The sequence below is a fragment of the Pectobacterium brasiliense genome (assembly GCF_016950255.1).
Taxonomy (GTDB): Bacteria; Pseudomonadota; Gammaproteobacteria; order Enterobacterales; family Enterobacteriaceae; genus Pectobacterium; species Pectobacterium brasiliense.
Genome location: NZ_JACGFN010000001.1, coordinates 2817710 through 2843417 on the forward strand (window position 1 = coordinate 2817710; position 25708 = coordinate 2843417).

Consider the following 25708-nt stretch of genomic DNA (forward strand, 5'->3'; position numbering starts at 1 on the left):
CGCGCGTCTGTAATTAAATTTCACAAATTGCCAAGCCCGCCTCAATGCAAGTACAAAGAATAAGGAGAAGAAAGAATCGTCAATTGACGAATCCGCCTTATCGTGGCTAGATGGAGGCAGTGCGTCAAAATATGTCAAGTGAAATAAACTTACAAAAATGGTAGGGATGGTCAGGGTAACTATGAACGAACAATATTCCGCAATGCGCAGTAACGTCAGTATGCTCGGCAAGCTTCTCGGCGATACCATCAAGGAAGCGCTGGGTGAAAACATCCTTGATAAAGTCGAAACAATCCGCAAGCTGTCAAAGTCTTCCCGCGCAGGTAATGAGAAACATCGTCAGGAGCTGCTGACCACGCTGCAAAACCTGTCTAACGATGAACTGTTGCCCGTTGCCCGCGCATTCAGCCAGTTCCTTAACCTGACCAATACCGCTGAGCAATATCATACGATTTCACCGCACGGTGAAGCGGCGAGTAACCCGGCACAGCTTTCCCACGCGTTTGAACGCCTAAAGGAAAGTAAAGATTTGACCGAACGCGATATCCGTGACGCGGTAGAATCCTTGTCGATCGAGCTGGTGCTGACCGCGCACCCGACCGAAATTACCCGTCGGACGCTGATCCACAAACTGGTGGAAGTGAATACCTGCCTCAAGCAGCTCGACCATAACGATCTGGCTGATTATGAACGTAATCAGATCATGCGCCGCCTGCGCCAGCTGATCGCGCAGTCCTGGCATACCGATGAAATCCGTAAAATTCGTCCTACCCCGGTAGATGAAGCCAAGTGGGGCTTTGCCGTGGTGGAAAACAGCCTGTGGGAAGGTGTACCTGCGTTTTTACGCGAGCTGGATGAACAGCTGGAACAGGCTTTCGGCTACCGTCTGCCCGTTGATGCGGTTCCGGTGCGCTTTACGTCCTGGATGGGCGGCGACCGCGACGGTAACCCGAACGTCACCGCGGAAGTCACTCGCCATGTGCTGTTACTCAGCCGTTGGAAAGCAGCCGATCTGTTCCTGCGTGATATTCAGGTGCTGGTTTCCGAGCTGTCGATGTCCGAATGTACGCCGGAACTGCTGGAGCTAGCCGGCGGCAGCGAGGTACAGGAACCGTACCGCGCCATCATGAAGTCACTGCGTTCACAGTTGAGCAGTACGCTGAGCTATCTGGAAGCACGCCTGACGGGTGAAGAGCGTCTGCCTCCTAAAGATCTGCTGATTACCAATGAACAGCTTTGGGAACCGCTCCACGCTTGCTACCAGTCGCTGAAAACCTGCGGCATGGGCATTATCGCCGATGGTCGTCTGCTGGATACGCTGCGTCGCGTGCGCTGCTTCGGCGTGCCTTTGGTACGCATCGATGTCCGTCAGGAAAGTACCCGCCACACCGAAGCGCTGGCCGAAATTACCCGCTATCTGGGTCTGGGCGACTACGAAAGCTGGTCAGAGTCCGATAAGCAAGCCTTCCTGATCCGTGAACTGAGCTCCAAGCGCCCGCTCCTGCCGCGCTACTGGGAGCCGAGCGCGGATACCAAAGAAGTGCTGGATACCTGTCGTGTCATCGCCAAAGCGCCAATCGGTTCAGTCGCAGCCTATGTCATTTCAATGGCACGCACGCCTTCCGACGTGCTGGCCGTTCATCTGCTGCTCAAAGAAGCGGGCTGCCCGTTTGCCTTGCCGGTCGCGCCGCTGTTTGAAACGCTGGACGACCTGAACAACGCCGATGATGTCATGAAGCAGTTGCTGAGCATCGACTGGTATCGCGGCTTTATCCAAGGCAAACAGATGGTCATGATCGGCTATTCCGACTCCGCGAAAGACGCGGGCGTGATGGCCGCTTCCTGGGCGCAATATCGTGCACAGGACGCACTGATCAAAACCTGTGAGAAAGCGGGTATCGCACTGACGCTGTTCCACGGACGCGGCGGTTCCATCGGTCGCGGTGGCGCACCGGCTCATGCTGCGCTGTTGTCACAACCGCCGGGTAGCCTGAAAGGTGGCCTGCGCGTGACGGAACAAGGCGAGATGATCCGCTTTAAATACGGCCTGCCGGAAGTCACCATCAGCAGTCTGGCGCTGTATACCGGTGCGATTCTGGAAGCAAACCTGCTGCCGCCGCCGGAACCAAAACAGGAATGGCATGAGGTGATGGATGAGCTGTCCCGCGTGTCCTGCGATATGTACCGTGGATACGTGCGTGAGAACCCGGATTTCGTTCCTTACTTCCGCGCCGCGACGCCGGAGCTGGAGCTGGGTAAACTGCCGCTGGGTTCACGTCCGGCCAAGCGTCGTCCGAACGGCGGTGTGGAAAGCCTGCGTGCTATCCCGTGGATTTTCGCCTGGACGCAGAACCGTCTGATGCTGCCAGCGTGGCTGGGTGCAGGTGCCGCGTTGCAGAAAGTGGTGGATGACGGCAAGCAGGAACAGCTGGAAGCCATGTGCCGCGACTGGCCGTTCTTCTCAACGCGTATCGGTATGCTGGAGATGGTATTCGCCAAAGCCGACCTGTGGCTGGCGGAGTATTACGATCAGCGTCTGGTAGAAGAGAAACTGTGGCCGTTAGGGAAACAGCTGCGCGATCAGCTGGCCGCCGATATCAACGTCGTGCTGGCGATCTCCAACGACGATCACCTGATGGCGGACCTGCCGTGGATCGCCGAGTCGATCGCATTGCGTAACGTCTATACCGATCCTCTGAACGTGTTGCAGGCCGAGTTGCTGCATCGTTCACGTCAGCAGGAAAAACCGGATGCCGATCTGGAACTGGCGCTGATGGTGACGATCGCCGGTGTCGCGGCGGGTATGCGTAATACGGGTTAATTGCGCATCCAGCAAAAAACTACACAGCAAAACTATACATAGCAAAACAAAGGCCGGTCAGTTGACCGGCCTAAAACAAAACCTCACGCCAGATATTTATCCTGCAAATAGTTCCGCGCGCGATTATCCAGACCGTATTCCGCCTCAAGCCAGCTATCGATTGAGCCATGCCGTTCGTAGATAGCCTGCAACGCCGTCACGATGAACTCTTCCTGCACCGACAATACATAAGAGAACTGTCCCAGCGCTTTCTCATTCAGCGTTGCCGACAGATGTGTCAGTAACTGCTGGCGGAATGGCGTCAGCGTCGTCTCGGTGAGCAGGTAATCTTCCATCACCGTCTGCTCATCCGCCCCCAGCGCAAACATCACCAGCGCCGAACCGATACCAGTGCGATCTTTACCGACGGCACAGTGCTGTACCAGCCCACCCTCATCCGGCCCCAATAGCAGCGATACCAGCTGTTTATAGGCTGAGTTATTGAAAGGCAGACGGCGGTAAAGCTCCAACATGAATGCGCGGGAATCAAACGCCGCCAGCACATCAGATCCCAATGAATCCAGATTAGCCGTCACTTCATGGCGCAATGGGTTGGCTGGGTAAGCGTGATAATTAGCCCCCGTCCACAAGACGTCGGGCTTCTGCGCAATTTCATCGGCATCCCGATAATCCACCACGTGAGCAATCGGCACGCCAGCAAGGTGTTCGCAGTCAGCCGGACTCAGCAGATCCAGCGAGCCGGAGCGAAAAAGTTTACCGTGTCGGATAAGCCGCCCATCAGCAGCGCGGTTGCCGCCTAAATCGCGGAAGTTGATTCCGCCGTCCAGCGGTAATAAAGAGGGATGAAGCAACGTTGGTTCGGTCATACATCTCCTTGCGAGGTTGAAAGGCGAGCAAGGCAACTTGAGCTATTTAGTGTATACCCTAAATAATTCGAGTTGCAGGAAGGCGGCAAGAGAAGGAATCCCGATGAGCTTACTCAAGTAAGTGATTCGGGTGAGCGAACGCAGCCAACGCACATGCAGCTTGAAGAATGACGGGTATATCAGGATACGGGCTGGCATCGACGATGACCAGCCCAAAATACCATCAATTTTTGTGCTTATTCAGCGGCTAACAAACGACGAGTCGCGTCCAGCAACACCTTGATGACGGTGGTTTCGGCCAGCTTCATGGTCGCCGCATCTGGGATTTCCTGCTGGGTACGGTTCACGATCACGCCCGCGATCATGCCCGCTTTCAGCCCCTGACTGGCGCACATCGTCAACAGCGTGGCGGATTCCATTTCATAGTTCAGAACGCCCATGCTCTGCCATTCTTCCATCGAACCGCGGAAGCGACGGACAACGCGTCCAGAGAAGGTGTCGTAGCGTTCCTGACCGGGATAGAACGTGTCGGAAGATGCCGTAATCCCTACATGCAACGCCGCCCCCGATGCCTTCGCCGCTTCCACCAGCGCGGTAGTACAGCCAAAATCGGCAACGGCTGGGAATTCCATTGGCGCGAAGTGAAGGCTCGCCCCATCAAGGCGAACGGCTGCCGTGGTTACTAGCACATCGCCGACATTGATACCGGACTGAATCGCCCCCGTCGTACCGACGCGCAGGAAAGTACGGATGCCGAGCTGCGCCAATTCTTCGACCGCGATTGACGTTGACGGGCCACCAATACCGGTCGAGCAAACAATCACTGCCTTGCCGTCCAGCTCCGCACGCCAGGACGTAAATTCACGGTGTGATGCCAGATGTACCGGGTTATCCATCAGGCGAGCAATTTTTTCAACACGCTCAGGATCGCCGGGGACGATAGCCAGCGTCGCGCCCTGTAAATCGTTCTTGACCAGACCAAGATGGAACACATCAGATGTAGACATAACTGCCTCCCGGGCAATCAATTGGGTATTCAGAGAAATCGCGCCGGACGCTTCATCTATGCTACCTTTCGCAGCCAGTCAGCGTCCGTTCAATAAAAAGACTCTAGCGCATCATGACGTTTTTTTAAGTGACGAGAGTCACCGATGAAAAAGAAACAAACATCAACATACATAAAAAATGTGACTTAAATCACCATTTATTAGATAGGGAATTCATTTTTGCCGATTAATTGTCTTCTAGTGTAGATTCTTTAATCATTGATAGTATTTATGATGGATATTCTGAGATCCCTCTTTCACATGAAAATCGGCCGATAACAGGAGAGCGCGTAATGAAGACTGATGAACAGACGACCTTCAAACATCTTCCTCAGGGGCTATCCCCGGCGGTAGAACCGCAGACCTCCTCCATCATTACGACGGATTCTGTCGGTATCATTGCCAGTGAAACCACTATTTCTTCTCAGGGTGAGCAGTTGCCTGCGTATATCGCCAGACCGGCGAACCATGACAAACCGCTCCCTATCATTCTGGTGGTGCAGGAGATTTTCGGCGTTCATCAACACATTCAGGACGTTTGCCGCAGGCTGGCCAAACAAGGCTATATGGCCATTGCGCCAGAGCTGTATTTTCGTCAGGGCGACCCCAGCCACTATAACGATATTCAGCAAATCCTGACCGAACTGGTGTATAAGGTGCCCGATACGCAGGTGCTCTCCGATCTCGATCACACGGCCAACTGGGCGATTAAACAGGGTGGTGACGCGAGTAAGCTGGCGATAACGGGTTTCTGTTGGGGCGGACGCATCACCTGGCTCTACGCCGCACACAACCCGCAACTCAAGGCGGCCGTTGCCTGGTACGGTAAATTTACTGGTGAGAAAACGCTGAATAGCCCCAAACATCCGGTCGATATCGCAACAGAATTGGAAGCGCCTGTGCTGGGATTATACGGCTCGAAAGACGGGAGTATTCCGCTAGAACAAGTGGATATTATGCGGCAGGCGCTACGTGCGGCCAATGCGGAGGCAGACATCATCGTCTACCCCGATGCCGGGCATGCTTTCCATGCCGATTACCGCCCCAGCTATCATGAAGAGTCCGCACGCGACGGCTGGCAGCGTATGCTGGCATGGTTCCAGAAAAACGGCGTGGCGTAACACCTTCACACGTTTTGCCTCTTATTCCACGATCTAAAACGCCACCGAACAACGGTGGCGTTGGTGTTTTACCTGTTGACGATTTTACAGAGACAGACAGTCTTAGAACGTCGTCCAGTCGCCGTCATTACCCTTATTTTTCGCCGTCGCTGGCGCTAAAGACAGCGCTGGCGTGCGCGTTGGTGCCGATGCATAAGAAGCGGTTTTGCCGCTGCCATATGGCTGCAACTTAAACGCGCTTACCGCTTCCGCGAGCACAGAAGCCTGTGATTGCAGAGACAGCGCCGCAGAGGCCGACTCTTCAACCAGAGCCGCATTCTGCTGGGTCGTGGTATCAATCTGCCCTACTGCCAGATTCATCTGGTTAATCCCATCGCTCTGTTCACGGCTAGCCTGCGAGATTTCGCTGATGATCTCATTCACATCGCGCACATAGCCTGTTAATCCGCTCATCGTTTCTTCAGCGGTATCCACCAGCGACATGCCTTCCTGAATTTTGCTCACGGAGTCGTCGATCAAATCTTTGATCTCACGCGCGGCGGTCGCACTGCGCTGTGCCAGAGAACGGACTTCCCCTGCCACCACCGCAAAACCACGCCCTTGCTCGCCCGCACGCGCGGCTTCAACCGCGGCATTCAGTGCCAAAATATTGGTCTGGAACGCAATGCCGTCAATCACGCCAATGATTTCCGCCATACGCTGGGATGAGTCACGAATGCCGCGCATTTTCTGCGTCACAGAAACCATAACGTCGCCGCTTTGCTTCGCCGCACCAGAGGCTTTATTCGCAATGTCTGTTGCCTGCTGGGTGTTTTCCGCCGTGTTCTTAATGGTAGACGTCAGCTGTTCCATCGACGCCGCGGTTTCTTCCAACGAGCTGGCCTGCTCTTCGGTGCGTGATGACAAATCCTGATTACCTGCGGCAATTTGCGAGGCCGCCGTTGAGATGGTTTCCGCCCCGTCACGCACCTGCCCAACAATCGTGCTCAGGCTGGTGTTCATGTGATCCAACGATTGCAGCAGCAATCCGGTTTCATCTTTGCTGGTAACAGTGATACGTGAGGTCAGGTCGCCCTGTGCCACTCTGTCTGCGACTTGCAAAGCCTGCTGTATCGGTCGGGTTACGCTACGCGTAATTGACCAGGCAATCAGCGCACCAAATACGGCACCCAGCGCTAAAATGAGCAGTAGAATAATGCGGGTATCGCTGTACACCTCAGCCATGGCTTCAACAGAGGTATCCATCGCATCATCTTGATAGTTAACCAATTGTCTTACCGCATCACGGTACTGACGTTGGACAACATTCAGGTTGTTGTTGAATTCCTCAATCGCCGCTTCTCGATTACCTGCCACCACTTCGCTGATAATTTTGTCACCGGATTTCAAAAATTCGGCACGGATCGCGCGGATAGCTCGCAGCTGAGAGATTGAACGCTCTTCAACCGTCTGGCTGTCCAGCTTATCCAGCAAGCGACCAATCTCCTGGCGGAATCCATTCACACGATCGACGTTTTCCTTGATTTTATCCTCACCTGAAACCAGCATCAGCCGCTGATACGCAACCAGAATGCTGTTTACATTATCAATAAGACTGTTTGAATCAACCGTTTGTGGATAAACCTCTTTCACAATGCCTCTGGCACCATCCTGGAAACCGGATAGCTTAGACAGGGAAAAAATACTCACGACAAACAACATCAAAATCAGGACAGCAAACCCAGCCCCCAGTCGATAGCCGATACGCCAATTCGCTAAATTCATGTCTCACTCCTTTTAGATAATGCATAGCAATGTCAATTGCGCACATGCCGCAGATTGATGGAACCACAGGGCGGAGAATGGTTGGCGATCCGAAGGCGAACAGACCTTCTGAAGCGCCAGAGATACCTTGAGATAGGCATTTTACGCACGCTCTCAGCATGAGAGGCGCTATCAAAAATCAAATAATTTCCCTCGGGTATTGAGGTGAAAAAGTGGAAATAAATCTAACAGTGCTACAAATACAACGGATAAGACCGCAGAGACGTTATTGAGGTGATAATAATGGTCTTCCCTCTCCGTACTCATGCAGACATGGCCGCTCCTGTGTTATCCATCTTATCGGCACACCACCCATGATCTTTATCATTTGATCGTTTAAATCATTCAAAAGTAAATAATAAATAGCCAATGACTATCAAATAGTAAATTTCGATCGGAAAAAACACATATTAATCTACGAACCATTAACAGAAATAACGCCCCAATTACATAAAAGGATAGTCAGATATAGTTGATATTAAAAATAAAGAGGTGGGAATATTTCTTAGTAAAGGATAACAAACTGAATAAGCTGGAGAAAAAACGTATTTACGTTACATAGCACATGAAAAGAATCAGGGAGGCTGTCGCCTCCCTGTGGGAATAGGCGCTACGTTACAACACCGTCAAATGATGCAGTCATTTACTCTTTGTTTGCCAGCGCCAAAGACAGCGCGGGTGTGCTCATCGACATCGGCGCATAAGACCCAGCGTTGCTACTGCCGTATGACTGTATTTTAAATGCACTCACCGCTTCCGCCAAAACGGAAGCCTGTGCTTGCAGAGACAGCGCCGCAGAGGCTGATTCTTCAACCAGGGCCGCATTCTGCTGGGTCGTGGTATCAATCTGTCCAATCGCCAGATTCATCTGGTTAATCCCGTCACTCTGTTCACGGCTGGCCTGAGAAATCTCGCTGATAATGCCGTGTACGTCCTTCACGTGGGCCGTTAATCCACCCATCGTTTCTTCAGCGGTATCAACCAGTTCCATCCCTTCACGAATTTTACTTACGGAGTCGTCGATCAAATCCTTGATCTCCCGCGCGGCGGTCGCACTGCGCTGTGCCAGAGAACGCACTTCTCCCGCCACCACCGCAAAACCACGCCCTTGTTCACCCGCACGCGCGGCTTCAACCGCGGCGTTCAGCGCCAGAATATTGGTCTGGAAAGCGATACCGTCGATCACACCGATGATTTCAGCCATACGCTGGGATGAATCACGAATGCCGCGCATTTTTTGCGTCACGGAAAGCATGACATCACCGCTTTGTTTCGCCGCACCGGTCGCCTTATTGGCAATCTCCGTCGCCTGTTGGGTGTTTTCCGCGGTGTTTTTAATGGTGGATGCTAATTGCTCCATTGAGGCAGCGGTTTCTTCCAGCGAGCTGGCCTGCTCTTCAGTACGCGATGACAGATCCTGATTCCCTGCTGTGATTTGTGACGCCGCCGTCGAGATCGTTTCCGCGCCATCACGCACCTGGCCGACAATCGTGCTCAGGCTGGTGTTCATGCGATCCAACGATTGCAGCAGCAATCCGGTTTCATCCTTGCTGGTCACCGTGATGCGTGAAGTCAGATCGCCCTGCGCCACTCTGTCTGCCACTTGCAAAGCCTGCTCTATTGGACGGGTTACACTGCGCGTGATCGCCCAGGCAATCAGCGCCCCAAATACGGCACCCAGTGCTAAAATAATCAGCAAAATCATGCGAGTATTGTGGTATACCTCAGCCATGGTCTCGACAGAGTTATCCATCGCATCATTTTGGTAATTCACCAACTGCTTCACCGAGTCACGGTAATTGCGCTGAATTACGTTCAGGGTGTTATTGAATTCCGCGATAGCGACGTCGTTATTACCCGCCAGCGCATCACTAATAATTTTATCGCCAGACTTGATGAACTCGGCACGAAATCCGCGGACAACCCCCACTTGTTTACGGGCAAGCTCGCCTGAAGCATTGTTTTCCAGATTGTCGAGAAGACGACTAATTTCCTTGCGGTACGCCATAATCCGATCGACATATCCTTGACGCTGTTCCTGACCGGATACCAGCATCATCTGCAAATAAGCGACAAAATGCCCATTCACGTTATCGATGAGGTCATTCGCATCTACCGTTTGCGGATAAACCTCTTTGACGATATCTCTGGCACCATCCTGAAAAGAGGACAGTTTAGACAAAGAAAAAATACTCACGGTAAATAACATCAGAATCAAGATGGCAAATCCGCCTCCTAATCGATAGCCAATTCGCCAATTCGCTAAACTCATGTCTCACTCCTTTTAGGTAATACATAATAATGACTGCTGCTCGTCTAATAACGCCGCAGAGTGGGAAATTATCTTTTTTTCGGGAAAATAAATATGCTTTATGGGTGTATATAAATACCCACAAATGAGTAATTGCAGATGCACTTTCAACATAAATAAAACGTTAAAAAATACAAACAATCTCGCTCTATTGGTAACCCCAGAGCCGCCTCCATGCCGTCTACCTTATCGGCACAATATTCCCTAGCTTTATGACGGCGTCGATTAACTCCGCCGAAGAATAAATATATTGATAGCGGATAAATAATCCTTTTCGAGAAATAACCTACCAGTCGATGCAGAAAAACAAGGGGGATAGCGCGGCGATTTTATTAAAGGAAAGACAATATAGTTAATTTTCAGGAAGGAAGAAAATTTGCAGGGGAGAAATAATAAACAATCGAGATACGACGAAAAATAGTGCGTATTTTTATCTACTCGTTAGCTATACCCTAAATAATTCGAGTTTCAGGCAGGCGGCAAGGGAAGGAATCCCGATGAGCTTACACTGGTAAGTGATTCGGGTGAGTGAGCGCAGCCAACGCACATGCAACTTGAAGTATGACGGGCATATAAAAAAATCAGGGAGGCCATCGCCTCCCTGATTACATTAGCCATTAACTCTTACTGGGTTTCACGCAGACGCTGTGCTGCCTGAACCATATTCGCCAGAGCCTGACGCGTTTCCGGCCAGCCACGGGTTTTCAGACCGCAGTCCGGGTTCACCCACAGGCGTTCAGCAGGGATACGCTGCGCCGCTTTCTTCAACAGAGCTTCCATCCATTCCACGCTCGGGACGTTCGGGGAGTGGATATCATAAACGCCCGGACCGATTTCATTCGGGTACTCGAATTCTTCAAACGACTCCAGCAATTCCATATCGGAACGAGAGGTTTCAATCGTAATCACGTCAGCATCCAGCGCGGCGATAGAATCCATGATGTCATTGAACTCGCAATAACACATGTGGGTATGGATTTGCGTATCATCTTTCGCCACCGCGGCATTCAGACGGAAGGCATCCACTGCCCAGGCCAGATAAGCATCCCAGTCAGAGCGGTGCAGCGGCAGACCTTCACGCAGCGCCGGTTCGTCAATCTGGATGATACCAATGCCTGCGGCTTCCAAATCGGCCACTTCATCACGCAGCGCCAGTGCAATCTGCTTAGCGATGGTTTCACGCGTGACGTCTTCACGCGGGAAAGACCAGCACAGGATCGTCACCGGACCTGTCAGCATGCCTTTCATCGGCTTGTCGGTCAGAGACTGTGCGTATTTCGCCCATTCGACGGTGATCGCTTCTGGACGACTCACATCACCAATGATGACTGGCGGTTTCACGCAGCGAGAACCGTAGCTCTGCACCCAGCCGTTCTGGGTAAAGACGAACCCATCGAGATGCTCACCGAAGTACTCCACCATGTCGTTACGTTCGGCTTCACCGTGCACCAGTACGTCCAGCCCCAGACGCTCTTGCTCAGCCACGGCCTGCTTGATGTGCTCGGAAATGCCGGTGCGGTAGTTATTGCCATCCAGACGACCCTGTTTGAAATCCAGACGCAGGCCACGAATTTCGGTGGTTTGCGGGAAAGAACCAATCGTCGTCGTCGGCCATGCTGGCAGATTAAAGCGCTCACGCTGGGCATCCGCACGAACCGAATACACGTTCTGACGCTGGCTGTCCTGTGCAGTAATCGCCGCCAGACGCTGAGCAACGGCCGCGTTATTCACACGCGTCGAGGTACGGCGAGCGCGAATCGGCGCGCTGTAGGCGTCCAGTGCCTGCCCGTTGCCGCTGTTCAATGCCTGAGACAGCAGTGACAGCTCCGCACATTTCTGGATGGCAAAGGCAAACCAGCTCTTCACTTCATCATCCAGACGCACTTCCACACTCAAATCGATAGGGCTATGCAGCAGTGAACATGAGCTGCCCAGCCACAGATCGCGCGTCCCCACCAGCGGTTGCAGACGCTCGAACCAGTTACTCAGGTCAGCACGCCATACGTTACGGCCGTTAATCACCCCCAGAGACAGTACCCAGTTAGCAGGCAGTTGGGCGCTCAGCGTAGCGGCATCATCCTTACCGTGAACCAGATCGACATGTAGACCCTGAACCGGCAGCGTTTTGATCGTTTCCAGATTCTGGCTAACGCTATCGAAATAGGTCGTCAGCAGCAGTTTCACCTGACCTTGCAGGGCATCGTAAGCCGGTTTAAACGCGGCCAGCCACGCTTGCGGCAGTTCCAGCACCAGTGCAGGTTCATCAATCTGCACCCACTCAATGCCGCGCTTCGCCAGCTCAGCCAGCACCTGCTGGTAAACGGGCAGAATGTCCTGCAGTAGCGACAGACGGTCGAACTGCTCGCCTTTCACTTTGCCCAGCCATAAGTAGGTAACCGGGCCTAGCAGAACAGGCTTCACGTTATGGCCCAGCGCCAGTGCTTCGTCAACTTCATCCAGCAGTTGTGTCCAGGTCAGCTTGAACTGCTGCCCTTTGGTGAATTCCGGCACCATATAGTGATAGTTCGTGTTAAACCACTTGGTCATTTCTGCCGCAGCAGCAGGTTGACCGGTTGGCGCACGTCCGCGGCCAATACGGAACAGCGTATCCAGATCGACCGAGCCGTCTTTATTCTGATGGCGTGCAGGTACGTTACCCAGCAGCAGACTCGTGGTCAGCACATGGTCGTACCAGGCGAAATCACCCACTGGCAGCAGATCAACGCCAGCATCCTTCTGTTGTTGCCAATGGCGCGCACGTAGCTCGCGGCCAACGGTCAGCAACTCCTCCTGTGTCGCGTTACCTGCCCAGTAGCTTTCCTGCGCTTTTTTCAGTTCACGGCGTAATCCAACGCGCGGAAAACCCAGTGTGTGATTCACAATCGCCATCGTTAATTCCTCATTTAGCCGTCCAGATGTTTACACATCCATAATCCGCAGGTAGTGTAGTAAGCACAAGCGCAATTTATTCACTGTCACTGTGAAGGACTCTCATGATCGAATTCAAACACCTGCGAACGCTGCAAGCACTGCGCAATACCGGATCGTTAGCCGCCGCTGCCTCTGCACTTCACCAAACTCAATCGGCGTTATCCCACCAGTTCAGCGATCTGGAACAGCGCCTTGGGTTCAGGCTATTCGTGCGTAAAAGCCAGCCGCTGCGCTTTACGCCTCAGGGAGAAATTCTGTTGCAGCTGGCAGAGCAGGTGTTGCCGCAAATCCAGCAGGCGTTGCAATCGTGCCATGAGCCACACCAAACCACGCTACGTCTGGCTATTGAGTGCCATAGCTGTATTCAGTGGCTGACGCCTGCGCTAGACGAATTCCATCAGCACTGGCCGCAGGTGGCGATGGACTTTAAATCAGGCGTGACGTTCGATCCTCAGCCAGCACTTCAACAAGGCGAGCTGGATCTGGTTATGACCTCCGACATCATGCCGCGCAGTGGCCTGCACTATTCACCTCTGTTTGATTTTGAAGTCAGGCTGGCACTGGCTCCCGACCATCCGCTGGCAGGAAAAGAGAAGATCGAACCGGAGGATTTCACTGCCGAGACTCTGATGATCTATCCGGTACAGCGGCAACGGCTGGACGTCTGGCGTCACTTTTTGCAACCAGCAGGCATCAGTCCGACGCTGAAAAGCGTGGATAATACGCTGCTGCTGATTCAGATGGTCGCCGCCCGCATGGGCATCGCCGCGCTACCGCACTGGGTGGTGGAAAGCTTCGAGCGTCAGGGGCTGATTGTGACTAAATCGCTGGGTGACGGGCTGTGGAGCCGGTTGTACGCTGCCGTCCGCGACGGAGAGCAGCGCCAACCGGTGATTGATGCGTTTATTCGTTCGGCGCGTCAGCACGCTTGTGAGCACTTACCGTTTGTAAAGGACGCTTCACGACCCAACGCTGGTGTACCCACAGTGAGGACGTAATAATTATCGTCCCTACGATAAAGCTCAGCCAGTCTGGCGTTTTATGCCAGATAGCGAAGTTGACCAAGAGTCCAGCCGGCACGTGAAAGTTGTTCATTATGCTAAGCGTTCCGGCATCGACCTGAGTTGCGCCGTAGTTCCACATAAAATAACCCAGGCCAGAAGCGCCAACCCCAAGCCAGAGCAGAACACCCCACTGCAAGGTTGTGGTGGGTAATTTATCCAGATTGCCGAAGAGCAGCCACGCAACTATCGTTACGATTGACGCCCCCAGATAAAACCAGGAAAACGCGCAGTGCTGCGGCACCGGATAGAGCTCCATCAAGCGCTTATAGCCCACCTGACCCGCAGCAAAACATACGTTCGCCGCCTGAACCAGCAAGAACCCCCACCAGAAATGTTCACTCACGCCGTGATAGTGGATCACCGCCGCCCCGAATACTGCCAGCAGAGCGCTCATCACGTAACCCCAGCGCAGGCGCTGTCGGGCAAGCAAATCGTAAATCAGCGTGACGTACAGCGGTGTCATCACCGTGAAGAGTAAGAACTCAGGTACGGTCAGGTACAGGTAAGCCTGGAATACGAACAGGTACATGATACCCAGTTGGCAAGCACCCACTAACATATACAAGAAAATGACGCGCGGCGTGTAACCCCGCAAGCGTAAGAACGGCAAAAACACCACTGCCGCCGCCGTCAGGCGGAACATCGCAGAAAACCAGCTATCAACCTGACCCGCCAGATATTCGCCAATCAGGCTGAATGAAAATGCCCACAAAATAGTGGTGATAGTAAGTAATGGCACGACAGCATCCACTGAGAAAAAAGTATCGCCATTGTAACGGAGATGGCTGAATGGATTTCAGGCAATATGGTTTACATTAGAACAAATAACAAACAAATGAGAGCACTCCGTTTTCATACCACTCTCATGATGAAGAAGGGAACCCGAGGAAAAGTAAAATCTATCCTACAAAACAAAATTATCAGTACAAAAAACCATATTAATAAATATTCTATTTTATAAATTTAATATCAACGCCGACATCCCTATAATTAACATGGCTATACCATTATATATTTTAACAGGGACGAATTTATGAAAAGTATTTTATTGGCAACCCTTGCTTCATCACTTTTTTTCTCCTCATGGGTTAATGCTGAGGAAACGAAAACGGCTCCAGAAAATGAAGCTGCTGTTCAAGAAACTATAAAAGTAGCCATTGTAAACGCTAAACTCACTGATTCTAGTGAAGGATGTGATTGTAGTTATACAATAAAAAACCTGGCAAGCAGCCCACTAAAAAATTTTACGGCTTCAATTGTTATTAAGAATGAAGAAAGACTATTCAGATGTGATGCTGGTCATATCAACTATAAAAATCCAATACAGCCCAACGAATATAATGTCTCAACGAACCTAGCACTAGGCGGATCATGTGGAAAAAACCCAAAATTAACAATACTTTTTGTTCACAAATGTGAATACAGCGACCATTCTGAATGTAGTGATGAAAATGTTGACATCCGTGGTTCAGGACTTAATTGGCCGGAATAACACCAAAAATGAACCTCATTACATCATAGACTATGATGTAAAATTCCGTATTAACAGATAAATCCAGTATTATAATAACCAACACAGCTTTAATGACCTCAACATTCGAAGCCGTTAAAGCTGATAGCACGTATTCTTCATGCTTCAAGTGACTTGTGCGTTGACTATGCTGCCCAAATTATTCCGAGTGTAGATGTCATCTTTTTCTCAAAATATTCCAAGAAACCCACTAAATCTGCCATCTGAACCAGGCAAAGAAAACATTACCGTTATTGTATGTTCCGGGAATGTAAGTCGCCTGGAAAGAGAGCTTGCTGTAGCTTATTGATGCCAAAGGTAATAAGACGGGAATTGGAATATAGTTCCAGTTATCACGCATCGTGAAACCCGCCGTAAAGCCCAACCCCAGTTGAAAATCCTGATCGCTGGTTGGCCGCCAGCGCTTTTCATATCCATAGCCACCGATAGGCTCCCATTTGTTGTAGGAGTCTTTGAATGCCATGAGATAAAGCCCGTGCCAGTCCCCATCCTTATCCAGACGGGAAACACCATAGCCCGCGCCCCACGGTCTTTCATTGTACCTATCCGTCTTTTCTTTATCGTACGTCCAGCGGTTATGCCAGGTGATCGCCGGGATATAAATATCGTGGCTCTGCGGCGAATTCCAGGTCGTAGACAGATTATTTTTACTTCTCTGCCACCAGCTTTCATCCTGCTTATCCGACGCCGACTCACTGGAATCAACCGCGGCAGGTGCGAGATTTGCCGTGCTACTCGTATTATTTATGCTTTCTGCTGCGTAACTCAAAAAAGGGACAATGGGTAGTGTAATCAAACTCAACGTGATTAAAATTCGCTTCAAATACATATAAGGTTCTCTGTAACAGCGTCACGATTCCATTCAAACAAAGGTGATCCAAACAAAATTATTTTGGTTGTTACCAAAATATATAGTTCAGTTTACGTAATCTGCCTATATAGACGGGAAACTAAAGCAGCCTATTATGAAGGGATAAAGAGCAACTGTACTTAAATAGATAGCGGGTTCAGAGGTGCTTTCAGACGTTTCTTAGCCAAAATAACAAAAAACCACCTTATTTATCGGTGGCTTATATTCAGGTTGAGACACGTTCGAGATAGATAGACAAAACAGTGAATCGCCTGCGCAGTGGGATTAGATACCATCGCCATATTCGAAGCCGCGATTGATCCCGTTGAAATACTGATCCATATCCATAGCAGGTTTATCGCTTTCCGGGCGGCCGACAATACGAGCCGGAACACCTGCCGCCGTCGTATGTGGAGGCACCGATTGCAACACGACAGAACCAGCGCCAATTTTAGCGCCACAGCCAACCTCAATATTCCCCAGAATTTTCGCACCTGCGCCAATCATCACGCCCTCGCGAATTTTAGGGTGACGATCGCCGCTCGTTTTACCCGTACCGCCCAGCGTCACGGATTGCAGAATGGAAACATCGTTTTCAACGACAGCCGTTTCGCCGATCACAATGCCCGTTGCGTGATCGAGCATGATCCCGCAGCCGATTCTCGCCGCCGGGTGAATATCGACACCGAAAGAAACCGAGATCTGGTTCTGGAAATAGACCGCCAGCGCTTTACGATCCTGCGACCAAAGCCAGTGGCCAATGCGGTAAGCTTGTAATGCATGAAACCCTTTCAGGTAGAGCAGCGGCGTCGAATATTTATCCACCGCGGGGTCGCGCAGGCAAACGGCCTGAATATCGCGCGCGGCAGAAACGATCATCTGTGGATCGGCGCGGTAGGCTTCTTCCACGACTTCACGAATAGCAATCGCGGGCATGATCGCATTCGCCAGTTTGTTCGCCAGCATATAGCTCAATGCGCTACCCAGATTCTCGTGCTTCAGCAATGTGGCATGAAAAAAGCTGGCCAGCATCGGTTCACAGTCCGCGAGACTGCGCGCTTCTGCCTTGATATTGGTCCAGACCAGTTCCAGTTCTTCTGTCGACATTGCCTTACTCTCCGAGATACCACACACCACAACGTATATCTGTTCTCAAACAGTGGGCTTATTAGCACCACCGCTCGTATACAAGAAAATGAAGATACTATGAGCCTCCAGGATTAGGAAGCCCAGCATAGAACGACGTGTTTTATAACCTAGCGGTTTCGTCTTTACGCGTGCGCCCCAATAGGCTCAGCGCCGCCTCTCGGGCGTCTTTCCCACAATACAGCACCTGCCAGAGTTGCTCAGTAATCGGCATTTCAACACCGTAGCGCTGTGCTAATGCCAGCACCTCTTTCGTATTGCGGTACCCTTCAACAACCTGACCAATGCTATCCTGCGCGCTCTGTACATCCATTCCCTGCCCCAGCATCATGCCGAAGCGCCGGTTACGGGACTGATTATCAGTACAGGTCAACACCAGATCGCCAAGCCCCGCCATCCCCATGAAGGTGGTAGGATCGGCACCCAGCGCCGCACCAAGCCGGGTCATTTCTGCCAGCCCGCGGGTGATCAACGCGGTACGCGCATTCGCGCCAAACCCAATGCCGTCAGACATCCCGGCACCGATCGCAATGACGTTTTTCACCGCACCGCCCAGCTGCACGCCGATAAAATCGGGGTTGCTGTAAACGCGGAAGCTCTTCCCACAGTGCAGCAGCCGTTGCAGGTCGTCAGCAAATTCACTGTCCGTTGATGCCAGCGCAATCGCCGTCGGCATGCCCGCCGCTAATTCTTTGGCAAATGTCGGGCCGGATACCACCGCAAGCGGGATGGTTTCACCCAACGCTTCGCGTGCGACATCTTGCAACAAACGTCCCGTTTCCGCTTCCAGCCCTTTGGTTGCCCACACGATACGCGCATCGGCACGCAAGTGAGGTTTCAATTGACGCAGGACATCACCGAACACATGGCTCGGCACAACGACCAACACGTTTCTGCTGGCAGCAAGCGCCTGCGCGAGGTTGGTTTCCAGCTGTAGCGAATCGGGGAAAGGCACATCCGGCAGGAATGCCTGATTACAGCGAGCGGCCTGTAACGCCTGAATGTGCACAGGGTTGTGACCCCACAACACGACTCGATGGCCATTACGCGCCAGCGTAATGGCCAATGCGGTGCCGTACGAGCCGGCACCGATGACGGTCATTGAAGCGTCAGACGCGTTCATCAGGCATCCTGAGGCTGCGCAGCACCTTCACCTTCGGTCTGCTGCTGCAGGTAATTCATGAACAGCGCATCAAAGTTAACCGGTGCCAGGTTCAGTTGCGGGAAGGTACCGCGAGAAACCAGGCTGGTGATGCACTCACGCGCGTAAGGGAACAGAATGTTCGGGCAGTATGCGCCCAGGCAGTGCGCCAGTTGAGTTCCTTCGATACCGCCAACGGTAAAGATACCACCTTGCTGAACTTCACACAGAAATGCAGTTTCTTCACCCAGAGAAGCCGTTACGGTCACACGCAGTACGACTTCATAGATATCATCAGCCAGCTGGCTAGAGGCCGTATCCAGATCCAGTTTTACTTCTGGCTGCCATTCCTGCTGGAACACCTGAGGCGCATTCGGCGCTTCAAAAGAGATATCTTTGGTGTAGATACGCTGGATTTGGAAAGCCATTTCTGTGTTGTTTTGTTCAGACATGTTAAGTAATACCCTTTTGTTAGATTCTCTTGACGTCTTCCGTCGTCATAAGTGGGCGGACGTCAGCACATTTCTGTCATTGTCATACTGCAATCACTGTAGTTGCAATAACGGTAGTACTGCAATCAGCCTGTCGATTATCCTGCAAAATCGCCGCCATTTTCACGGTGTATGATTGATACACCTGGCACGATGCGGATAGTTTTACCACAAACCGTTTTATTTGCCGCGGACTAAAGGCAGATTCTCACCGCTCCAGCCAGCCAGACCGTCTTTCAGTACCTGCACACGCTCAAAACCGGCTTTGTGCAAATTCTCGGCGGCTTCGCGTGAAGAGAGACCGTTGGCGCATACCACGATAATCGGCTGCGACTTATGTTTTTCAAGCTCACCTACGCTGCCGTTCTTGATGTCGTTCGGCAACAGGTTAAATGCGCTGGCAATATGGCCACGGCGATAGTCGTCACGATTACGGATATCAACGACGACAGCCTCTTCTTTATTAATCAGTCGGATCGCTTCACCGCGAACCACTTCCTTCACGTTCGACAGTTTACTCTTCACAGTAAGCACAATGACCGCAACCAACAGGGCAACCCAGGAAATGCTCAAAATAGGGTGCTTGCTAATGAATGGCATAATCTCTTGCATGGGGTGTAACGACTCCCGGATCAGTTAAGCAACAAAAATATAAGGTTCCTGAGTATACCTGCGCGATACGGCAATTACAGCCAGTAAGCCAATATAGCGTATCGAATCTGCGGTGAGCTTTCCATTTATCTCTATATTGATGCGCCCAGACGCCCGCCTTTGTGCCATGCTTGTCACGTCTGGAAATAGAAATCAGACAAGAGACAACTGGTAAGCTGCTGTTCATCGTGGAATAATTCACCGCTATGAGTAAAAACGCGTTATTTGTACAGAGTCGAGTAGCATGTAGCGCCGATCGCCATTTATCCGCATTACAAAAGCTACTAACCCGCTGCGTCAGCGCACTCTGCGTTGGCGTTTTGCTGTTGCCCGCGCTCAGCCAGGCTGAAGATAATCAGGCACAGCTTAAGACCCTGCAACAAGATATCGCCGCGAAAGAAAAAAGCGTTCAAGAACAACAAAAGCAGCGCAGTGCCTTAATCCAGCAGTTGAAAAAGCAGGAGCAGTCCATCTCTCAGGCCAGTCGTCAACTGCATGAAACGCGCAATACGCTGTCTACACTCAATAAAGAATTAGCTAGCCTCAGCGCCTCTATCGCCAAACTGCAATCTCAGCAGGATAAGCAACAAACGCTACTTTCCCGTCAGCTTGACGCCGCCTTCCGGCAAGGTCAGCACAGCGCACTGCAATTAATGCTGAGCGGAGAAGAAAGCCAGCGCAACGAGCGCATCCTCGCCTACTTCGGCTACCTGAATGAAGCGCGGCAGAAATCTATCCATGAATTGCAGCAAACGCGCGTAGAACTGGCTGACCAAAAGCGTCAGTTGGAACAAAAACAGGCACAGCAAAAAACGCTGCTGGGCGACCAACAGCAACAACAGCAGACGCTGGAGCAGGCACAGTCCGATCGGAAGAAAACGCTGTCGACGCTGGAAAGTTCGCTGGAAAAAGATCAGCAGAAGTTGACGGAACTGCGCCAGAATGAAACGCGGTTGCGCGATCAGATCGCCCGCGCTGAGCGAGAAGCGAAAGCCCGTGCCGAACGGGAAGCGCGCGAGGCCGCCAAAGTTCGCGCTAAAGAAGAGCAGGCCAAACGCAGCGGCAGCAGTTACAAACCGACTGAAGGTGAACGCTCACTCATGGCCCGAACCGGCGGTTTAGGACGACCTTCAGGTCAAGCCATCTGGCCGGTTAACGGCCGTATTGAGCATCGTTTCGGTGAACCGTTGCAGGGCGAACTGCGCTGGAAAGGCATGGTGATTACCGCACCCGAAGGAACGGAAGTGAAGGCGATCGCCGACGGAACCGTACTGATGGCTGACTGGCTACAGGGCTACGGGCTGGTCGTTGTTGTGCAGCATGGTAAAGGCGATATGAGCCTGTACGGTTATAACCAGAGCGCATTGGTTTCCGTTGGAACTCAGGTCAAGGCAGGCCAACCCATTGCGCTGGTCGGCACCAGCGGCGGGCAGAGTCAGCCTGGACTGTATTTTGAAATCCGTCGCCAGGGTCAGGCGGTCAATCCACAACCTTGGCTGGGAAGATAGCCTTGTCTTATTTAACCAAAACACCACTATTGGCGTTGAGTCTGCTCGCCCTGTCTCCTTTGGCACTGGCCGGAAAACTTTCCATCGTTATCGATGATTTCGGCTATCGTCCGCATAATGAGAACCAGATTTTGGCAATGCCGACGGCGATTTCCATCGCGGTATTACCCAACGCGCCGTACGCCCGTGAAATGGCGACCAAAGCTCACCAGCAAGGGCGAGAAGTGCTGATCCATCTGCCGATGGCACCGATGAGCAAGCAGCCGCTGGAGCGCGATACGTTACGCCCGGACATGAGCAGCGAAGAAATTCAGCGCATTATCCGCCAATCGGTCAATAACGTGCCTTACGCTGTGGGATTGAATAACCATATGGGCAGCGCGATGACCGCCAGCCTGCCCGGCATGCAAAAAGTCATGCAGGCGCTGAGCGCCTACCAGCTCTATTTCCTCGATAGCATGACCATTGGCAGCAGCCAATCGAGCCAGGCCGCGGCAGGAACGAACGTCAAAGTCATCAAACGCAAAGTCTTTCTGGATGATTCGCAAAACGAAGCCGAGATTCGCAAACAGTTTACCCGTGCGGTGCAAATCGCCCGCCGCAGCGGTTCCGCTATCGCTATCGGGCATCCACACCCTTCAACCATCCGCGTCTTGCAGCAGATGCTGCCGACGCTAGATACCGATATTGTCTTAGTCCGCCCTAGCCAGTTACTGAATGAGCCGACGCGGCAGTCTGAGCCTCAGCCGCAGCAGCCCGTCAAACCGCGTAATCCGTTCCACGGTATACCGCAGTGCCAAGTCAAACGGCCGCCGGAAGCGGTGAAGAACGATGTGTTCTTCAAGCTAGTGAGCAGCAGCATTCGGGAAAGCGCCCCCGTGCTATTTATCAAGCACCGCTGGCAGACCTGGATTGCTCCAGCCGAGACCGAAGCGCCCAAGCAGCCATAATGTCAGGCGCGCGTTTCTCTTTTGCCACCGCGCGGGTTCGCTTCGGCAGGGCTATGCCTCATCCCAATTGAGAATCACCTTGCCCGACTGACCCGAGCGCATGGCATCGAACCCTTTCTGAAATTCATCAATGTGAAAGCGGTGGGTGATAATCGGTGACAAATCCAGTCCAGACTGAATCAGCGCCGACATCTTGTACCAGGTTTCGAACATTTCCCGTCCGTAGATCCCTTTGATAAACAGCCCTTTAAAAATTACCTCTCCCCAGTCAATCGACATCGGTTCATGCGGAATGCCCAGCATGGCAATGCGCCCACCGTGATTCATCGCTTTCAACATGGCACGAAAGGCCGATGGCGCGCCCGACATCTCTAACCCGATATCAAATCCCTCGGTCATGCCTAGTTCCATCATCACATCAGCCAGCTTTTCTTCTGCCACATTGACGGCACGTGTTGCCCCCATTTTACTGGCAAGATCCAGACGGTACGCATTCACATCGGTAATCACGACATTCCTTGCACCAACGTGGCGACATACCGCCGCTGCCATTATGCCTATCGGCCCCGCGCCAGCGATCAAGACATCTTCTCCCACAAGATCGAAGGACAGTGCGGTATGCACCGCGTTACCGAAGGGATCGAAGATGGCGGCTAGCTCATCAGAAATATTGTCGGGAATGCGAAACGCGTTGTAAGCAGGGATCACCAGATACTCCGCGAACGAACCGGGACGATTTACCCCGACGCCAATAGCATTACGGCATAAATGACGCCGTCCGGCACGACAGTTGCGACAGTAGCCACAGGTAATGTGCCCTTCGCCAGAGACCCGATCGCCAATATGAAAACCGTTAACCTCCTGACCGATAGCGACAATTTCGCCAACGTACTCATGCCCGACGACCATTGGAACGGGAATCGTCTTCTGCGACCATTCGTCCCAGTTATAGATATGCACATCCGTTCCGCAGATCGCGCTTTTGCGGATTTTAATCATGATGTCGTTATGCCCGAGCTCCGGCGTGGGCGAGTCCACCATCCAGATGCCTTCTTCCGGCCGCAGTTTTGCCAATGCTTTCATGATGGTTTCCTCAGATGATCACACCCAGACGTTTGCCCACACGGATAAAAGCCTCGATGGCGAATTCGATTTGCTGCGGCGTATGGGCGGCCGACATTTGGGTGCGAATACGTGCCTGACCGAGGGGGACAACGGGATAGAAAAAGCCGGCGACATAAACACCTTCCCGCTGTAGCGCCTGCGCAAAATCCTGTGCCAGTTGCGCCTCACCCAACATGACGGGAATAATGGCGTGATCGGCACCTGCCAGCGTGAACCCTGCGGCCGTCATCTTTTCACGGAACAGACGGGCATTTGTCCACAGACGCTCACGCCGTTCGCCACTCTGTTCCAGCAAATCCAATACCCTGAGCGACGCGGTGACAATGGCAGGCGCGAGCGAGTTGGAAAACAGATAGGGGCGAGAGCGCTGGCGCAACCAGTCGATCACCTCGCGCTTGCCCGCCGTATAGCCACCTGACGCACCGCCCAGCGCCTTACCTAGCGTGCCGGTGATGATGTCAACACGATCCATCACTCCGCAGTGTTCATGCGTTCCGCGCCCTTGTTCACCGACAAATCCCACCGCATGCGAATCATCCACCATCACGAGCGCATCATAGCGATCCGCCAGATCGCAAATCCCCTGCAAATCTGCAATGACGCCATCCATCGAGAAAACGCCGTCGGTGGCGATCATGACGTGCCTTGCCCCTTCCGCTCTGGCCAGTTGCAGCTGTGCTTCCAACTGACTCATATCGTTATTGGCATAGCGGTAGCGCCGCGCCTTCGATAGCCGAATACCGTCGATGATTGAGGCATGATTAAGCGCATCGGAAATAATCGCATCCTCCGGCCCCATCAGCGTTTCAAACAGCCCACCGTTAGCATCAAAACAGGAGGAATAGAGAATCGCATCGTCCATTCCCAGAAACTCTGCCAGCTTATGCTCCAGCGCTTTATGGATATCCTGCGTTCCACAGATGAATCGCACCGAAGCCATACCAAAACCGTGGCTGTCCAATCCGGCTTTTGCAGCGGCAATCAGCTCAGGGCTGTCCGCCAGACCAAGATAATTATTGGCACAGAAATTGAGCAGGCGGTCGCTATCCATCACCTCGATTTCAGCCTGCTGTGCAGAGGTAATGATGCGCTCCTCTTTGAACACCCCTTCGGTGCGTGCAGCCATAATTTGTGCAGTAAGTTGTTGATAAAAAGCGGCAGGCATAGCGTCACTCTCCAATAAAAAGATTGCGTTATGGTTTTTAAGCTAGCGGATGTGGGCAGAAATGCGGGGTAAACAGTCTGAAAATGCTGGCTTCGTCACGGCCTGAATCATCTTAAAAACGTGGGGGCAACACGTGATAAATTAAGCTCTGGCTGCTTGCGGTAAAATGAAATGCTATTATAGCGGTCATAAACAGTGTGGGGCGCGGTGCCTCACCGGCAAGATTAATAAAGGTCGCGCCCATGATTATCGTTACTGGCGGTGCCGGTTTTATCGGCAGCAATATCGTAAAATCTCTGAATGACATCGGCTATCGGGACATTCTGGTTGTCGATAACCTGAAAGACGGCACCAAGTTCGCCAATCTGGTCGATCTGGACATCGCAGATTACGTGGATAAAGAAGATTTCATCGCCAGCATCGTTGCAGGTGACGATCTGGGCGATATCGATGCCGTATTCCATGAAGGCGCTTGCTCTTCCACCACCGAGTGGGATGGCAAATACATGATGGATAACAACTATCAGTATTCTAAAGACGTGCTGCACTACTGCCTCGATCGCAACATTCCGTTCCTGTATGCCTCTTCTGCCGCAACCTACGGCGGCCGCAACGATAACTTTATCGAAGAGCGCCAATACGAGCAGCCGTTGAACGTTTATGGCTATTCCAAATTCCTGTTCGACCAGTACGTGCGTGAAATTCTGCCGGAAGCGGAATCGCAGATCTGCGGTTTCCGCTATTTCAACGTCTACGGACCGCGCGAAGGCCATAAAGGCAGCATGGCGAGCGTCGCATTCCACCTGAATAACCAGATTAATCAGGGTGAAAATCCGAAGCTGTTCTCCGGTAGCGAGAACTTCCAGCGTGACTTCATCTACGTCGGTGATGTCGCGGCCGTCAACCTGTGGTTCTGGCAAAACGGTGTTTCCGGCATCTTCAACTGCGGTACGGGTCGCGCCGAATCCTTCCAGGCTGTCGCGGACGCCACCCTCGCCTTCCATAAAAAAGGCAGCGTGGAATACATCGCGTTCCCTGAGAAGCTGAAAGGCCGCTATCAGGCTTATACACAAGCCGACCTCACCAATTTGCGTGCCGCTGGCTATGACAAGCCGTTCAAAACCGTCGCCGAAGGCGTGGCGGAATATATGGCCTGGCTGAACCGTACCGTTTAATCGGATAAGGAT

General features: G+C 52.3%; 20 protein-coding genes. 7 read left to right on the forward strand and 13 right to left on the reverse strand.

Annotation, left to right across the window (positions count from 1 at the left end; translation table 11 throughout):
* Positions 1–181: 181 nt before the first annotated feature.
* Positions 182–2821, forward strand: a complete 2640-nt coding sequence (gene ppc, locus H4F65_RS12500; RefSeq protein WP_010283781.1) for a phosphoenolpyruvate carboxylase — start codon at positions 182–184, stop codon at positions 2819–2821.
* 83 nt (positions 2822–2904) lie between these two features.
* Here ppc and H4F65_RS12505 read toward each other — a convergent pair whose 3' ends face one another.
* Positions 2905–3687 (reverse strand): tyrosine-protein phosphatase, encoded by a 783-nt coding sequence (locus tag H4F65_RS12505; protein ID WP_010283779.1) that lies wholly within the window; start codon positions 3685–3687, stop codon positions 2905–2907.
* Positions 3688–3923: 236 nt separating this feature from the next.
* Positions 3924–4694 (reverse strand): uridine phosphorylase, encoded by a 771-nt coding sequence (gene udp / locus H4F65_RS12510; RefSeq protein WP_010283777.1) that lies wholly within the window; start codon positions 4692–4694, stop codon positions 3924–3926.
* A 332-nt stretch (positions 4695–5026) separates the two neighbouring features.
* Here udp and H4F65_RS12515 point away from each other — a divergent pair, with 332 nt between their 5' ends.
* Positions 5027–5854: a dienelactone hydrolase family protein gene (locus H4F65_RS12515; protein WP_010283753.1), complete on the forward strand. Its 828-nt coding sequence runs from the start codon at positions 5027–5029 to the stop codon at positions 5852–5854.
* A 102-nt stretch (positions 5855–5956) separates the two neighbouring features.
* Here H4F65_RS12515 and H4F65_RS12520 read toward each other — a convergent pair whose 3' ends face one another.
* The 3 genes from H4F65_RS12520 to metE all read right to left on the reverse strand — a co-directional run bounded on the left by H4F65_RS12520 (position 5957) and on the right by metE (position 12857).
* Positions 5957–7618, reverse strand: a complete 1662-nt coding sequence (locus H4F65_RS12520; protein ID WP_010283749.1) for a methyl-accepting chemotaxis protein — start codon at positions 7616–7618, stop codon at positions 5957–5959.
* Between the two features lie 682 nt (positions 7619–8300).
* Positions 8301–9929: a methyl-accepting chemotaxis protein gene (locus tag H4F65_RS12525; RefSeq protein WP_010283746.1), complete on the reverse strand. Its 1629-nt coding sequence runs from the start codon at positions 9927–9929 to the stop codon at positions 8301–8303.
* 663 nt (positions 9930–10592) lie between these two features.
* Positions 10593–12857 carry a 5-methyltetrahydropteroyltriglutamate--homocysteine S-methyltransferase gene (gene metE, locus H4F65_RS12530; RefSeq protein ID WP_010283745.1) on the reverse strand — a complete coding sequence of 755 codons (2265 nt, stop codon included), beginning with the start codon at positions 12855–12857 and terminating at the stop codon, positions 10593–10595.
* 104 nt (positions 12858–12961) lie between these two features.
* Between metE and metR the strand changes: the two genes are divergently transcribed.
* A complete protein-coding gene (gene metR / locus H4F65_RS12535) occupies positions 12962–13897 on the forward strand; it encodes an HTH-type transcriptional regulator MetR (protein ID WP_010283744.1) in 936 nt (311 codons plus the stop codon).
* On the opposite strand, the gene H4F65_RS12540 is transcribed toward metR, so the two are convergent.
* The gene (locus H4F65_RS12540) at positions 13803–14702 is read right to left on the reverse strand and encodes a carboxylate/amino acid/amine transporter (RefSeq protein ID WP_010283741.1); all 900 of its coding nucleotides are present in this window, start codon (positions 14700–14702) and stop codon (positions 13803–13805) included. The genes metR and H4F65_RS12540 overlap by 95 nt on opposite strands.
* A 294-nt stretch (positions 14703–14996) precedes the next feature.
* Between H4F65_RS12540 and H4F65_RS12545 the strand changes: the two genes are divergently transcribed.
* Entirely contained in the window at positions 14997–15455 is a 459-nt protein-coding gene (locus H4F65_RS12545; protein ID WP_146235397.1) for a hypothetical protein, read from the forward strand.
* A 229-nt stretch (positions 15456–15684) separates the two neighbouring features.
* Here the strand turns inward: H4F65_RS12545 and pagP are convergent, their stop codons facing one another.
* From pagP to H4F65_RS12570, 5 genes are all read right to left on the reverse strand, one after another.
* Positions 15685–16323 (reverse strand): lipid IV(A) palmitoyltransferase PagP, encoded by a 639-nt coding sequence (gene pagP, locus H4F65_RS12550; RefSeq protein ID WP_010283740.1) that lies wholly within the window; start codon positions 16321–16323, stop codon positions 15685–15687.
* Between the two features lie 306 nt (positions 16324–16629).
* Entirely contained in the window at positions 16630–17451 is an 822-nt protein-coding gene (gene cysE / locus H4F65_RS12555) for a serine O-acetyltransferase (RefSeq protein WP_010283739.1), read from the reverse strand.
* Positions 17452–17593: 142 nt separating this feature from the next.
* Positions 17594–18613, reverse strand: coding sequence for an NAD(P)H-dependent glycerol-3-phosphate dehydrogenase (gpsA, locus tag H4F65_RS12560; RefSeq protein WP_010283738.1), 1020 nt, complete (start codon positions 18611–18613; stop codon positions 17594–17596).
* A complete protein-coding gene (gene secB, locus H4F65_RS12565) occupies positions 18613–19083 on the reverse strand; it encodes a protein-export chaperone SecB (protein ID WP_010283737.1) in 471 nt (156 codons plus the stop codon). The genes gpsA and secB overlap by 1 nt, the downstream gene beginning before the upstream one ends.
* A gap of 219 nt (positions 19084–19302) precedes the next feature.
* Entirely contained in the window at positions 19303–19734 is a 432-nt protein-coding gene (locus tag H4F65_RS12570) for a rhodanese-like domain-containing protein (protein WP_010283734.1), read from the reverse strand.
* A gap of 245 nt (positions 19735–19979) precedes the next feature.
* On the opposite strand from H4F65_RS12570, the gene envC reads away from it, so the two are divergent.
* Both envC and H4F65_RS12580 read left to right on the forward strand, forming a co-directional pair.
* Positions 19980–21281, forward strand: coding sequence for a murein hydrolase activator EnvC (gene envC / locus H4F65_RS12575; RefSeq protein WP_010283732.1), 1302 nt, complete (start codon positions 19980–19982; stop codon positions 21279–21281).
* Between the two features lie 2 nt (positions 21282–21283).
* Positions 21284–22231 (forward strand): divergent polysaccharide deacetylase family protein, encoded by a 948-nt coding sequence (locus H4F65_RS12580; protein WP_010283730.1) that lies wholly within the window; start codon positions 21284–21286, stop codon positions 22229–22231.
* Positions 22232–22282: 51 nt separating this feature from the next.
* On the opposite strand, the gene tdh is transcribed toward H4F65_RS12580, so the two are convergent.
* Together tdh and H4F65_RS12590 are read right to left on the reverse strand one after the other, a co-directional pair.
* Entirely contained in the window at positions 22283–23314 is a 1032-nt protein-coding gene (tdh, locus tag H4F65_RS12585; protein WP_010283728.1) for an L-threonine 3-dehydrogenase, read from the reverse strand.
* Positions 23315–23324: 10 nt separating this feature from the next.
* On the reverse strand, positions 23325–24521 hold the full coding sequence (locus H4F65_RS12590) for a glycine C-acetyltransferase (protein WP_039320452.1): 1197 nt from the start codon (positions 24519–24521) through the stop codon (positions 23325–23327).
* Positions 24522–24763: 242 nt separating this feature from the next.
* Between H4F65_RS12590 and rfaD the strand changes: the two genes are divergently transcribed.
* Positions 24764–25696, forward strand: a complete 933-nt coding sequence (rfaD, locus tag H4F65_RS12595; RefSeq protein WP_010285737.1) for an ADP-glyceromanno-heptose 6-epimerase — start codon at positions 24764–24766, stop codon at positions 25694–25696.
* The last annotated feature ends 12 nt before the right edge of the window (positions 25697–25708 follow it).

Excerpts from the sequence above, each read along its gene's own strand:
- ppc (WP_010283781.1), top strand. The coding sequence starts at position 182 with ATGAACGAACAATATTCCGCAATGCGCAGTAACGTCAGTATGCTCGGC.
- H4F65_RS12505 (WP_010283779.1), bottom strand. The coding sequence starts at position 3,687 with ATGACCGAACCAACGTTGCTTCATCCCTCTTTATTACCGCTGGACGGC.
- udp (WP_010283777.1), bottom strand. The coding sequence starts at position 4,694 with ATGTCTACATCTGATGTGTTCCATCTTGGTCTGGTCAAGAACGATTTA.
- H4F65_RS12515 (WP_010283753.1), top strand. The coding sequence starts at position 5,027 with ATGAAGACTGATGAACAGACGACCTTCAAACATCTTCCTCAGGGGCTA.
- H4F65_RS12520 (WP_010283749.1), bottom strand. The coding sequence starts at position 7,618 with ATGAATTTAGCGAATTGGCGTATCGGCTATCGACTGGGGGCTGGGTTT.
- H4F65_RS12525 (WP_010283746.1), bottom strand. The coding sequence starts at position 9,929 with ATGAGTTTAGCGAATTGGCGAATTGGCTATCGATTAGGAGGCGGATTT.
- metE (WP_010283745.1), bottom strand. The coding sequence starts at position 12,857 with ATGGCGATTGTGAATCACACACTGGGTTTTCCGCGCGTTGGATTACGC.
- metR (WP_010283744.1), top strand. The coding sequence starts at position 12,962 with ATGATCGAATTCAAACACCTGCGAACGCTGCAAGCACTGCGCAATACC.
- H4F65_RS12545 (WP_146235397.1), top strand. The coding sequence starts at position 14,997 with ATGAAAAGTATTTTATTGGCAACCCTTGCTTCATCACTTTTTTTCTCC.
- pagP (WP_010283740.1), bottom strand. The coding sequence starts at position 16,323 with ATGTATTTGAAGCGAATTTTAATCACGTTGAGTTTGATTACACTACCC.
- cysE (WP_010283739.1), bottom strand. The coding sequence starts at position 17,451 with ATGTCGACAGAAGAACTGGAACTGGTCTGGACCAATATCAAGGCAGAA.
- gpsA (WP_010283738.1), bottom strand. The coding sequence starts at position 18,613 with ATGAACGCGTCTGACGCTTCAATGACCGTCATCGGTGCCGGCTCGTAC.
- secB (WP_010283737.1), bottom strand. The coding sequence starts at position 19,083 with ATGTCTGAACAAAACAACACAGAAATGGCTTTCCAAATCCAGCGTATC.
- H4F65_RS12570 (WP_010283734.1), bottom strand. The coding sequence starts at position 19,734 with ATGCAAGAGATTATGCCATTCATTAGCAAGCACCCTATTTTGAGCATT.
- envC (WP_010283732.1), top strand. The coding sequence starts at position 19,980 with ATGAGTAAAAACGCGTTATTTGTACAGAGTCGAGTAGCATGTAGCGCC.
- tdh (WP_010283728.1), bottom strand. The coding sequence starts at position 23,314 with ATGAAAGCATTGGCAAAACTGCGGCCGGAAGAAGGCATCTGGATGGTG.
- H4F65_RS12590 (WP_039320452.1), bottom strand. The coding sequence starts at position 24,521 with ATGCCTGCCGCTTTTTATCAACAACTTACTGCACAAATTATGGCTGCA.
- rfaD (WP_010285737.1), top strand. The coding sequence starts at position 24,764 with ATGATTATCGTTACTGGCGGTGCCGGTTTTATCGGCAGCAATATCGTA.